The sequence below is a fragment of the Knoellia altitudinis genome (assembly GCF_042666355.1).
In the GTDB taxonomy this organism is placed as follows: Bacteria; Actinomycetota; Actinomycetes; order Actinomycetales; family Dermatophilaceae; genus Knoellia; species Knoellia altitudinis.
In genome coordinates, this window is the sequence record NZ_JBHTDK010000001.1 from 1,777,968 (window position 1) to 1,790,224 (window position 12,257).

The following is a 12,257-nucleotide window of genomic DNA, read 5'->3' on the forward strand; positions in this document are numbered from 1 at the left end:
CCGCCACCCGTCGTTCACTCTCTGTGGACAGGCCGCAGGTCACCAGGTGCCTGTGGACGACCGAGGTCAGCGTTCGTCCACCATGAGGTCGATCGTGTAGTCCTCGGCGCGATAGCTGTGGTCGCCGTACTCGACGGCCGTCCCCGACCCGTCGAACGCCATGCGGGTCATCGTGAGGACCGGTTGGGTCCCGCGAATCCTGAGGTGCCTGCGCTCGGCGGGCGTCGGCATCCGCGCTGCGATCGACTGGTGAGCGACGACCGCGTGCACGCCGCGGGCGCGCAACGCGGCATACAGGCCGGTCGACTCGAGCTCGTCACGGGAGATGTCCCCGTATGCCGGCGGCAGCCAGTTGCGCATCACGGCGAGCGGGGCGTCGCCAGCCGACCGCAGGCGGACGATGGCGAGCAGGGGTGTGTCGGGCGGGAGGTCGAGGGCGCTCGCGGCGCCCTGGTCGGTCACCGTCTCGTGCTCGAGCAGGACGGTGCGTGGCACCCGACCCTCACGCTGGAGGTCGTCGAAGAGGCTGCTGAGGGCCACCCGTCGGTGCACCTTGCGGTTGGCCACGGTCGTGCCGAGCCCCCGGCGGCGCACGAGCAGTCCTTTGTCCACCATCTCCTGGATGGCCCGCCGCACCGTCGGCCGCGAGATCGACAGGCGCTGTGCGAGAGCCACTTCGTTCTCGAACGGATCCCCCGGTTGGAGCCGGCCGTCGTTGATGGCAGCGCACAGCTGCTCGGAGAGCTGGTGGTAGAGCGGAACCGGCGAACCCCGGTCGATGCTCACGCTCACGAGCTGTGCGGTCATGTCCGGCACAGTAGCGAAGCTGGGTCCAAATGACCATATGTCCTAACAAAGGTTGACACGACCGAGGTCGGCGCGGAACAGTTCTCGTCATGAGGATCGGACTGGCCGGAGTGGGCCGCATCGGCGCCTTCCACGCGAGCACCCTCGCCGGCCTGGACGCCGTCGACGACGTCATCGTCGCCGACCTCGACTCCGCCCTGGCGGAGCGGGTCGCGACCGAGCAGGGCCTGAGCGCGGCGAGCGACATCGACACCCTCCTGGCCTCCGGGATCGACGCCCTGGTCATCGCCACCGCGACCACAGCGCACGCGCCACTGCTCAGGCAGGCGCTCGCGGCCGGCATACCCACGTTCTGCGAGAAGCCGGTCGCGGCATCGCTCGACGAGACCATCGCCCTCACCGAACTCGCGGAGAGCAGCGACACTCCCGTGCACATCGGCTTCCAGCGTCGGTTCGACCTCGGCTACCTGCGTGCCAGGGACGCCGTCGCCGCCGGCGACCTCGGCACCATCCACGCCGTCCGCGCGCTCACGCACGACCAGGAACCGCCCCACGCCGCCTACATCCCGACGAGTGGTGGCATCTTCCGGGACTGCTCGGTGCACGACTTCGACATCGTCCGGTTCGTCACCGGGCGCGAGGTCGACAGCGTCTATGCGACAGGTGAGAACAAGGGCGCTGCCTTCTTCGCTGCGGCCGGGGACGTCGACACCGGCGCCGCGATCCTCACCCTCGACGACGGCACGCTCGTCACCGCGACCTCGACCCGCTACAGCGGGGGCGGTCATGACGTCCGGATGGAGGTCATGGGGTCCGCCGCCAACCTCGCGGTCGGCCTCGACGACTCGCTCGCGCTCCGGTCGGCCGAAGAGGGTGTGGCCTTCCCGGCGGGCCCACCCCATGCCAGCTTCATGCAGCGCTTCCTCGCGGCCTACCGTGCCGAGCTCACCGCCTTCTGCGACGTCGCCGCCGGTCGGATCGCCAGTCCGTGCACCGTCCGCGACGCCCTCCAGGCTTTCCGCACCGCCGAGGCCTGCGAGCTCTCGCGGGCGCAGCGCCGACTGGTGTCGATGCGCGAGATCCCGAACGCCTCCGCGGCACCCGCCGGCTCGTCCTCCTCGTCCTCCCCGACCCCCGCCACGAAGGCCACCGCATGAGCGCGCCCGACCGCCCTCCGCTCACCGAACGCATCGCCGGTGCGCCCATCTCGTGGGGCGTCTGCGAGGTCCCCGGCTGGGGCCACCAGCTTGACGTCGACACCGTGCTGGGCCAGATGCGCGACGTCGGCATCGTGGCCACCGAGTTCGGTCCCGACGGCTTCCTCCCCGACGCACCCGGCGACAAGGCCGCGACCCTGTCCGAGGCCGGGCTTCGCGCCGTCGGCCAGTTCGTGCCAGCTGTCCTTCATGACCCCGACCACGACCCGATCCCCGAGGTCGAGAAGGCGATCGAGGCCCTGGTCGTCGCCGGCGCCACCACCGTGGTGGTTGCCGCGGCCACGGGCGTCGACGGCTACGACGACCGGCCCCTGCTGACCGACGCCCAGTGGGAGACCCTGCTCGAGAACCTCGACCTCGTCACCGCGTCCGCGGAGGCGCACGGGCTGGCAGCGACCCTCCACCCCCACGTCGGCACCATCGTCGAGTCAGGGGTCGAGACCGAGCGCGTCCTCGCCGGCTCACGGATCAGCCTCTGTCTCGACACCGGCCACCTGCTCATCGGGGGCGGCGACCCCGTCGAGCTCGCCCGTCTCCACCCCGAGCGCATCGCCCACGTCCACCTCAAGGACGTGCGCCTCGACCTCGCCAAGGGCGTGCAGGAGGGACGACAGACCTACACGGACGCCGTCGCGGACGGCATGTACGTCCCCCTCGGGGAGGGTGACGTCGACATCGCCGCCATCGTCCGGTCGCTCGAGGACGCCGGGTATGCCGGGTGGTACGTCCTCGAGCAGGACACCGTCCTCACGGGGCCACCTTCACAGACCGGGGTCGACCCGACCGCGGACGTGCGCACGTCGATCGCCCACATCCGCGCCATCGCCCAGCGCCTCGAGAGCGGCACCTGATGGGTGGGGTCACGGCATACGACCTCGTCGCCATCGGGCGCACGGGCGTCGACATCTATCCCCTCCAGCACGGCGTCGGGCTCGAGGACGTCAGCACGTTCCAGAAGTTCCTCGGGGGGAGCGCCACCAACGTCGCCGTCGCCGCCGCAAGGCACGGGCACCGCGTCAGCCTGGTCACGAGGGTGGGAGGGGACGCGTTCGGCCGCTACGTCCAGCAGGAGGCGCAGCGCCTCGGTGTCGACCCCGTCCACATCACGCCGATCGAGGGCGAGCAGGGCCGCGTGCCCCCGACTCCGGTAACGTTCTGCGAGGTGCACCCGCCTGATGACTTCCCGCTCTCCTTCTATCGCTACCCCATCGCTCCGGACCTCTTGGTCGAGCCGACCGAGGCCATCGTCGAGGACGTGCGGGCTGCCAGGGTCCACTGGTCGACCGTCACCGGACTCTCGCAGGAGCCCTCTCGCGCAACGCACTTCGCGCTGTGGGAGGCCCGCGGGCGAACGGAGCACACCATCCTCGACCTCGACTACCGGCCGATGTTCTGGGCCTCGGCCGACGAGGCGCGCGCCCAGGTGAGCCGCGCCCTCGACCACGTGAGCATCGCCGTCGGCAACCGTGAGGAGTGCGAGGTCGCCGTCGGTGAGACCGACCCGCACCGCGCGGCCGACGCCCTCCTCGACCGCGGACTCGAGCTCGCCGTGGTCAAGCAGGGACCGCGCGGGGTGCTCGCCGCCACCCGCGAGGAGCGCGTCGAGGTGGCGCCCTTCCCGGTCGAGGTCGTCAACGGGCTCGGCGCGGGCGACGCGTTCGGTGGCGCGCTCGTGCACGGGCTGCTCGCGGGCTGGGACCTGCGCCGCACGATCGAGTTCGCCAACGTCGCCGGGGCACTCGTCGCCGGTCGGCTCGAGTGCTCGACCGCGATGCCGACGACCGACGAGGTGCGGACCGCACTGCAAGGGGGAAGCTGATGGAGCTCGCCGAGCTCACCCGGATCCGGGTCACCGACCCCGGTCGCATCGACTCGGCCTGGGCGGGTCGTCGACGGCGCCCACTCGTCGGCGACGACGGCCGGATGCTGCTGGTGGCCGCGGACCACCCGGCTCGCGGCGCCCTCGGCGTGCGCGGCGACGCCAGCGCCATGGGCAGCCGGCGCGAGCTCCTCGAGCGGCTCGTCACGGCACTGGCCCGGCCGGGTGTCGACGGGGTGCTCGGCACGCCGGACATCCTCGACGACCTCGCCCTGCTCGGCGCCCTTGACGACAAGGTCGCCATCGGCTCGATGAACCGCGGCGGGCTGCAGGGCGCGGTGTTCGAGCTGGACGACCGCTTCACGGCCTGGACCGCGGACGAGATCGCGGCCCGCGGCCTCGACGGCGGCAAGATGCTCACCCGCATCTGCCTCGGCGACCCCGGCACCGTCGCGACCCTCGAGGCCAGCGCCCACGCGGTCACCGACCTGGCCCGGCAGGGCCTCATGGCGATGGTCGAGCCCTTCCTCTCGGTCGTCGAGGACGGCCGCGTCCGCAACCTCCTCGACCCGGACTCGGTCATCGCGTCGATCGGCATCGCGAGCGGGCTCGGCGCGAGCAGTGCGCACACGTGGCTCAAGCTCCCCGTCGTCGACGACCTCCCCCGCGTCATGGACGCGACCACCCTGCCGACCCTCCTGCTCGGTGGCGACCCGCAAGGAGACCCACACGACACGTATGCCGCGTGGGCCGACGCGCTCAACCTCCCCTCCGTGACCGGTCTCGTGGTCGGCCGCGCCCTCCTCTACCCGCCGGACGGTGACGTCGGTGCCGCCGTCGACATCGCCTCCGGGCTCGTGCACGGGAGGACGACATGACCCGGGGTGGCGGCGTCGGCGCCGACAACGCCCGGTGGGTGGTGGCCCGTGGTGAGGCCGTTTCGGGGCCCTTCGCGGTCGCGATCACCGACGAGGTCGACGGCTGGCAGCACACGAGCCTGCGCGTCGTCGAGCTGGAGGTTGGGGTCGCGATGACCCATGACACGGGCCACGAGGAGGTCGTCGTGGTGCCTCTGGCCGGGTCCGTGACCATCGACATCGACGGCGCCGAGTCGATCGTGCTCGAGGGACGGAGGAGCGTCTTCGACGGGCCCAGCGACACGGCATACCTGCCGCGACAGCGCACGATCACGCTGCGCGAGAGCGGAACTGGGGCACGCGTGGCCTTGTGTGGTGCCCGCGCGACGACCGACCGGGCGCCGCGTCGGATCGCGGCGCACGAGGCCCGACCCGAGCTGCGCGGTGCCGGGACGGCGACTCGTGAGGTGCGCGCCTTCGGGCTGCCGCCCGTCCTCGACGCCGACGCGGTCCTGGTCTGCGAGGTCATCACCCCAGCCGGCAACTGGAGCTCGTGGCCGCCGCACAAGCACGACGAGGACCACCCCGGGGTCGAGTCCGAGCTCGAGGAGATCTACTACTTCGAGATGCGCTCCATCGATCCGCGCGGCACCGACCCCGTGGGCTACCAACGGGTCTACGGCACGGCGGACCGCCCCATCGACGTCCTCGCCGAGGTGCGAACCGGCGACGTCGTGCTCGTTCCCCACGGTTGGCACGGTCCCGCGATGGCGGCGCCGGACGCCGACCTCTACTACCTCAACGTCATGGCCGGGCCGGGCACCGAGCGTGCCTGGCTCATCGCCGACGACCCGGCGCATGCCTGGGTCCGCGAGGGCTGGACGGACACCGCCCCGGACCCGAGACTTCCCTTCAGCAGCGAAGGCAGGAGCGAGCAATGAGTGGGACCGTGCGGCTCACGGTGGCCCAGGCGACGATCCGCTTCCTCGGCCAGCAGTGGTCCGAGCGTGACGGTGAGCGCCAGCGGCTCTTCGCCGGGTGCCTCGGCATCTTCGGTCACGGCAACGTCGCGGGCATCGGCCAGGCACTCCTCCAGGAGGAGCTGCGGGCTGCCGGCCGGGACACGGCCGCCGACCTGCCCTACGTCCTCGTGCGCAACGAGCAGGCCATGGTCCACACCGCCGTCGGCTGCGCCAAGCACAAGGACCGGCTCCAGACCTGGGTCTGCACGGCGTCGGTCGGGCCCGGCTCGACCAACATGCTCACCGGTGCCGCGCTTGCGACCATCAACCGGATCCCGGTGCTGTTGCTGCCTTCGGGCACGTTCGCGACCCGGGTCTCGTCCCCGGTGCTGCAGGAGCTCGAGGCCCCGTATGCCGGTGACGTCACCGTCAACGACGCCTTCCGTCCGTTGTCGCGCTTCTTCGACGAGGTCATGCGTCCCGAGCAGCTGCCGTCCGCGCTGCTGTCGGCGATGCGCGTGCTCACCGACCCGGTCGAGACCGGCGCCGTGACCATCTCGCTGCCGCAGGACGTGCAGGCCGAGGCCTTCGAGTGGCCGGTCGAGCTCTTCGACGAGCGGGTGTGGCACGTGGCTCGTCCGGCGCCGGAGGCGTCACGGATCGCGGCCGCTGCCGACCTCATCCGGTCGGCGAGGAAGCCACTCGTCGTGGCAGGCGGTGGCGTGCACTACTCGGGTGCCGAGGACGCGCTGGCCGCTTTCGCCTCGGCGACCGGCATCCCCGTCGCCGAGACGCAGGCGGGCAAGGGTTCGCTCCTCCACGGGCACCCTCATCTGGTCGGGGCCATCGGCTCGACCGGGACGACGGCCGCCAACGCCCTCGCGGCCGAGGCGGATGTCGTCATCGGCATCGGGACACGCTGGGGGGACTTCACCACGGCATCGCGAACCGCTTTCGCGCGCACCGGCGTTCGCTTCGTCAACCTCAACATCGCAAGCTTCGACGCGGGGAAGCAGGCTGGGCTCTCCGTCGTCGGTGACGCCCGCGAGGCGTTGCTCGCACTCACTGGGGCCCTCGACGGCTGGTCGGTCTCCGACACCTATCGCAGGCGGCAGGGCACCCTGTGGCGCCGGTGGGACAAGGCCGTGGACGCGGCATACGCACCGCCCGCGTCGGTGACCGAGGCCCTGGCCGAGGGACTGCTCACGCAGGCGTCCGTCATCGGTGCCGTCAACGAGCTGAGCGACCCGCGCGACGTCGTGCTGTGTGCGGCCGGGTCGATGCCGGGTGACCTCCACAAGCTGTGGCGGGTGCGCGACCGCAAGGGCTATCACGTCGAGTACGGCTACTCGTGCATGGGCTACGAGGTGCCGGCGTCGATCGGCATCCGCCTCGCCGACCCGACCCGCGACGTCTTCGCGATGGTCGGGGACGGCGGCTACCTCATGATGCCGACCGAGCTGGTCACCGCGGTCCAGGAGCGGGTCAAGGTCATCGTCGTCCTCGTCCAGAACCACGGCTTCCACTCCATCGGGTCGCTGTCGGAAGGGTTGGGATCCCAACGCTTCGGCACGGCATACCGGCGTCGTGGTGTGGATTCGCACCGGCTGGACGGTGACGTCCTGCCCGTCGACCTCGCGGCCAACGCCCGCAGTCTCGGCGCCCATGTCATCGAGGTGCACTCGCGCGACGAGCTCACCGCTGCCATCGCTGAGGCCAAGGCTCGGCCGGCCGACGGCGGACCGGTCGTCATCCACGTCGAGACCGATCCCCGGGTCTTCGCACCGGACAGCGAGAGCTGGTGGGACGTGCCCGTCGCACAGGTGAGCGAGCTCGACTCGACCCGGAGCGCCTTCGACGACTACGTGGTCCACAAGCAGGACCAGAGGACACACCTCGGGCCGGGGGAGCGGTCATGACGGACGTGCTGCGCATCGGCGTCGTCGGTGTCGGGATCATGGGCGCCGACCACGCCGAGCGGCTCGCGCGCCGGACCGCCGGGGCCCGCCTCGTCGCGGTCGCCGACCCTGACGAGGTGCGCGCCAAGGAGCTGGCCGGGCGCTTCGACGGGGTGCGGTCGGGTGGGGACGCGCTCGAGCTCATCGCCGCCGAGGACGTCGACGCCGTGATCCTGGCCTCGCCCGGCTCCGTCCACGAGGAGCAGGTGCTCGCGTGTCTCGCGGCCGGCAAGCCGGTGCTCTGCGAGAAGCCGCTGACGATGGACTCCGAGTCGTCGCTGCGGCTCGTGCAGGCCGATCGGGAGGTCCGAGGGCGCCTCGGCCGCTCCCTGGTCCAGGTCGGGTTCATGCGACGCTTCGACCCCGAGTACTCCCAGCTGCGGTCGGTGCTGGCCGGCGGCACCCTCGGCCGAACCCTGCTGCTGCACAACGTCCACCGCAACGCCTCCGTGCCTCATGCCGACTTCCGCTCCGAGATGATCGTGCGCGACAGCCTCGTCCACGAGATCGACGTCGCCCGCTTCCTCTTCGGTGAGGAGGTCGTGGCCATCCAGGTGATGTCGCCCGCACCCACGACACATGCCTCGCCCGGGGTCGTCGACCCGCAGGTCGCGATCTTCACGATGGCCGGGGGCGGCCTCGTCACCAACGAGGTGTTCGTCAACAGCCAGGTCGGTTACGAGGTGCGGTGCGAGGCGGTCGCCGAGCGCGGGTCCGTGGTCATCGGCCGCCCCTCGGCCGGGTTGTACTCCGCCACGCTCGCGGCCGACGGGTCGGGCCAGTGGGGTGGAACGGTGCCGGCTGACTACCGCACGAGGTTCGCCACGGCATACGACCTCGAAGTCCAGTCGTGGGTCGACTCAGCCCTGCGGGGGGAGTCCGTCGGTCCGTCCGTCTGGGACGGGTATGCCGCCACGGCGGTCTCGAGCGCCGGCATGACCTCGCTCGCCACCGGCGAACGCGTCACCGTCGACCTCGTCGACCCACTCACGTTGTCCCCGAACGCATCCAGCACGAAGGAACCGTCATGAGCACTCCCACCCGCATCACCCACCTCATCGCCGGAGAGGCCTGGGACGGCACGGCAGAACGCACCAGTGCCGTCTACAACCCCGCCACGGGTGAGGAGACCGGCGCCCTCGACCTCGCCTCGGCGGAGCTCGTCGGCGAGGTGGTGGCGAGGGCCAGGGAGGCATGGGCCTCGGGATGGGGCAGCTCGTCGTTGTCCAAGCGGACGCAGGTGCTCTTCCGCTTCCGTGAGCTGCTCAACGAGCGCAAGGAGGACATCGCCGCTCTCATCACCGCCGAGCACGGCAAGGTCCTCTCCGACGCGCTGGGTGAGGTGACGCGCGGTCTCGAGGTCGCTGAGTTCGCCTGCGGCATACCGCATCTGCTCAAGGGCGGCTACACCGAGAACGCCTCGACCAAGGTCGACGTCTACTCGATCAGGCAGTCGCTGGGCGTCGTCGCCGTCATCTCGCCGTTCAACTTCCCGGCGATGGTGCCGTTGTGGTTCGTGCCGGTGGCGATCGCCTGTGGCAACGCCGTCGTCCTCAAGCCCAGCGAGAAGGACCCGTCGGCCGTGCTCGCCGTGGCCGAGCTCTGGCGTGAGGCCGGCCTGCCCGACGGCGTCATGAACGTCGTGCACGGGGACAAGGAGGCGGTCGACGCCCTCCTCACCCACCCCGACGTGCGCGCCGTGTCCTTCGTCGGGTCGACGCCCATCGCGCGCTACGTCTATGAGACGGGGACCGCGCACGGCAAGCGGGTCCAGGCGCTCGGGGGCGCCAAGAACCACATGCTCGTCCTCCCGGACGCCGATCTCGACCTCGCCGCCGACGCGGCCGTCAACGCCGGCTTCGGGTCGGCCGGCGAGCGGTGCATGGCCATCTCGGCCCTCGTGGCCGTCGAGCCGATCGCCGACGAGCTCATCGAGAAGATCAAGGACCGCGTCGGCAAGCTCGTCACCGGCGACGGCACCCGTGGCACGGACATGGGACCGCTCGTCACCAGGCAGCACCGCGACAAGGTGGCGTCCTACCTCGACGCCGGTGTCGAGTCGGGGGCCGAGCTCGTCATCGACGGTCGCGAGAGCGCCATCGACGCCGACGGTGAGGGCTTCTTCCTCGCTCCGACCCTCTTCGACAAGGTCTCGCCGGACATGTCGGTCTATCGGGACGAGATCTTCGGGCCGGTGCTCTCCGTGCTGCGGGTGCAGTCCTATGACGACGGGCTCGAGCTCATCAACGCCAACCCCTACGGCAACGGCACGGCGATCTTCACCAACGACGGTGGCGCCGCGCGACGGTTCCAGAACGAGGTCGAGGTCGGCATGGTGGGGATCAACGTGCCGATCCCCGTGCCGATGGCCTACTACTCCTTCGGCGGATGGAAGGACTCGCTCTTCGGTGACAGCCACGCCCACGGCATGGAGGGCGTGAACTTCTTCACCCGGGGCAAGGTCGTCACCTCACGCTGGCTGGACCCCTCGCACGGTGGCCTCAACCTCGGCTTCCCCCAGAACACCTGAGTCGGGTCCGGCGTCGGTCGGCGCCGGCTGACGGTCACCAGAAGCGGGAGCCCGGCCCGCCCTTGAACGGTCCGACGACCCTGCTCGTGATCCAGCCGCCATAGAAGCCGCCCTCCTGCGGGGTGACCACCTCGTCGTCGACGCGGCACTCGTCCATGGCCGCAGGCATGACGGCGACGTGGTCCAGCAGAGTCTCGAAGCCGGGCGTCGGGTCGGGGTAGGTCCATGCCGCGCTGCGCGCGACTGCCCCACCCCCGACGACGTCGAAATAGGCTGCGGTGCCCTTGAACTCGCACCAGCTCGAGCCCTGAGCACGACGCAGCGCACCGTCGGCGAAGTCAGCCATCGGCACGTAGTAGGTCGGCGGGTGGCTCGTCTCCAGGACGCGCAGAGTCCTCGTGGAGCGGGCAACGACCTCACCACCCAGGCGGATCTGCACCAGCTCGCTGGTCGGCTCGACCCGTGGGGGACGGGGGTAGTCCCACACCGACTCCTGCCCCGGCCCGGGAACGTCCAGTTCGGGCCACGACCGACTCATGAAGTGCCCTCGAACGCCGCCATCATCGTGCCTTCCGGTCGCCGCTGCCAGCTGGCAGGCTCGTTCAGGATAGGTCGCCGTGACGGGCAGGCCCGGTCGCGTCCCACGGGGCTCGAGCGAGCGGCATACCGGGGTCTCTGTCCCTCACGCACCCACTTGGACGTTGGGGACGCCTCGCAACACGACGAAGGTCCCGCACCGGACGGCATACGCCGTGGTGCGGGACCTCGCGACAGCTGACCGAAGAGTCAGTAGCGGCGGCCGCTCGACTTCGTCCTGAGCGCCTTCTTGGCGGCGCGCAGGATCGTCGCGCGACGCGTCGTGCCCTCGCGCTTGGGCGGGAGCGACAGCTCGACGACCTTCCAGTAGACGCCGCCGACCTGCTTGGCGAGCGTGCCGGTGACGTACTTGAGGTCGTTGCGCTCCATGAGGTCGCGGATCCTCGGCGCGATCTCGGCGTAGCGGTTGCTCGGCATGTCCGGGAAGAGGTGGTGCTCGATCTGGTGGCTGAGGTTGCCGGACATCACGTGCATCGCCTTGGAGCCGCGGATGTTGCCCGAGCCGAGCATCTGGCGGAGGTACCACTCGCCGCGCGTCTCGCCCTCGATCGAGGTCTTCTCGAAGGTCTCGATGCCGGGCGGGAAGTGACCGCAGATGATGATCGTGTTGGTCCAGACGTTGCGGACCAGGTTGGCCACGATGTTGGCCGTGAGGGTGTGCCGGGTGGAGCCGGTGAAGGTCGCCGTCGCCATCGCGGGGTGCACGACGTAGTCCTTGGTCGCCTGGCGCTTGATCTTGGCCAGGGTCTCCTGGGCGTTCTTGCGGAACTGCGCCTTCTCCTCCTCGCTCATCCGGTTCTTCTTGGCGAGGTAGCCGCCGAGCTCGAGGTCGTAGGCCGCGATGGAGTACTCGAAGATGAGCGCGTTGACGACGTGCCAGATCGGCTGGAAGAGGTAGAACAGCGCCCACTTCTGGTCCTCGTCGACGCGCAGGATGCCGTAGCCGAGGTCGTTGTCGCGACCGAGCACGTTGGTGAAGGTGTGGTGGATCTCGTTGTGGCTGTGCTTCCACTGGCTCGCCGGGCTGGCGTTGTCCCACTCCCAGGCGGTCGAGTGGATCTTGGGGTCACGCATCCAGTCCCACTGCCCGTGCATGACGTTGTGCCCGATCTCCATGTTCTCGAGGATCTTGGCGACGGACAGGCCGGCCGTGCCGAGCCACCACATGGGGCGGACACCCCTGTACTTCACGCCGGAGAAGAGGAGTGCGGCGCGGCTGCCCATCTCGAGGTAGCGCTGGACCGCGATGACCTTGCGGATGTATGCCGCGTCGGCGGCTCCGCGGGAGTCCATCACCTCGGCGCGGAGCGCGTCGAGCTCGCGGCCGATCTCCTCGATCTGCTCGGGGGAGAGGTGGGCGGCCGGGTTGGGCTTGCCGGACTTCTTGAACTCGGGGCGCTGCGGACGCGGCTCGGCGCTCGTGACGCGCAACCGCGAGTTCACGCTGGCGCTGCGGGTCTGGGTGCGTTCGGGGGCGAGGGTCATGCTGTGTTCAGCTCCTTCACTCTTT

The 12,257-nt window shown here is 70.5% G+C and carries 11 protein-coding genes; 8 read left to right on the forward strand and 3 right to left on the reverse strand.

What is annotated here, in order from left to right; genetic code table 11:
* Window positions 1-66 precede the first annotated feature (66 nt).
* Window positions 67-807: a GntR family transcriptional regulator gene (locus ACFQW8_RS08320; RefSeq protein ID WP_380086527.1), complete on the reverse strand. Its 741-nt coding sequence runs from the start codon at window positions 805-807 to the stop codon at window positions 67-69.
* Between the two features lie 89 nt (window positions 808-896).
* On the opposite strand from ACFQW8_RS08320, the gene ACFQW8_RS08325 reads away from it, so the two are divergent.
* The 8 genes from ACFQW8_RS08325 to ACFQW8_RS08360 are packed head-to-tail and all read left to right on the forward strand — an operon-like array spanning window position 897 to window position 10,150.
* Window positions 897-1,964, forward strand: coding sequence for a Gfo/Idh/MocA family protein (locus ACFQW8_RS08325; protein WP_380086528.1), 1,068 nt, complete (start codon window positions 897-899; stop codon window positions 1,962-1,964).
* Complete coding sequence (locus ACFQW8_RS08330) at window positions 1,961-2,875, forward strand: TIM barrel protein (protein WP_380086530.1); 915 nt, start codon at window positions 1,961-1,963, stop codon at window positions 2,873-2,875. The genes ACFQW8_RS08325 and ACFQW8_RS08330 overlap by 4 nt, the downstream gene beginning before the upstream one ends.
* Window positions 2,875-3,843 carry a 5-dehydro-2-deoxygluconokinase gene (gene iolC / locus ACFQW8_RS08335; protein WP_380086531.1) on the forward strand — a complete coding sequence of 323 codons (969 nt, stop codon included), beginning with the start codon at window positions 2,875-2,877 and terminating at the stop codon, window positions 3,841-3,843. The genes ACFQW8_RS08330 and iolC overlap by 1 nt, the downstream gene beginning before the upstream one ends.
* The gene (locus ACFQW8_RS08340) at window positions 3,843-4,721 is read left to right on the forward strand and encodes a Cgl0159 family (beta/alpha)8-fold protein (protein ID WP_380086533.1); all 879 of its coding nucleotides are present in this window, start codon (window positions 3,843-3,845) and stop codon (window positions 4,719-4,721) included. Before iolC ends, ACFQW8_RS08340 begins: the two co-directional genes overlap by 1 nt.
* Entirely contained in the window at window positions 4,718-5,641 is a 924-nt protein-coding gene (gene iolB / locus ACFQW8_RS08345) for a 5-deoxy-glucuronate isomerase (RefSeq protein WP_380086535.1), read from the forward strand. The genes ACFQW8_RS08340 and iolB overlap by 4 nt, the downstream gene beginning before the upstream one ends.
* Window positions 5,638-7,581: a 3D-(3,5/4)-trihydroxycyclohexane-1,2-dione acylhydrolase (decyclizing) gene (gene iolD, locus ACFQW8_RS08350; protein ID WP_380086536.1), complete on the forward strand. Its 1,944-nt coding sequence runs from the start codon at window positions 5,638-5,640 to the stop codon at window positions 7,579-7,581. The genes iolB and iolD overlap by 4 nt, the downstream gene beginning before the upstream one ends.
* On the forward strand, window positions 7,578-8,651 hold the full coding sequence (locus ACFQW8_RS08355) for a Gfo/Idh/MocA family protein (RefSeq protein WP_380086538.1): 1,074 nt from the start codon (window positions 7,578-7,580) through the stop codon (window positions 8,649-8,651). Before iolD ends, ACFQW8_RS08355 begins: the two co-directional genes overlap by 4 nt.
* Window positions 8,648-10,150: a CoA-acylating methylmalonate-semialdehyde dehydrogenase gene (locus tag ACFQW8_RS08360; RefSeq protein ID WP_380086539.1), complete on the forward strand. Its 1,503-nt coding sequence runs from the start codon at window positions 8,648-8,650 to the stop codon at window positions 10,148-10,150. The genes ACFQW8_RS08355 and ACFQW8_RS08360 overlap by 4 nt, the downstream gene beginning before the upstream one ends.
* Window positions 10,151-10,184: 34 nt before the next feature.
* Here the strand turns inward: ACFQW8_RS08360 and ACFQW8_RS08365 are convergent, their stop codons facing one another.
* Window positions 10,185-10,688, reverse strand: a complete 504-nt coding sequence (locus ACFQW8_RS08365) for a DUF427 domain-containing protein (protein WP_380086540.1) — start codon at window positions 10,686-10,688, stop codon at window positions 10,185-10,187.
* A gap of 248 nt (window positions 10,689-10,936) precedes the next feature.
* Entirely contained in the window at window positions 10,937-12,232 is a 1,296-nt protein-coding gene (locus tag ACFQW8_RS08370) for a fatty acid desaturase family protein (RefSeq protein ID WP_380086541.1), read from the reverse strand.
* Between the last annotated feature and the right edge of the window lie 25 nt (window positions 12,233-12,257).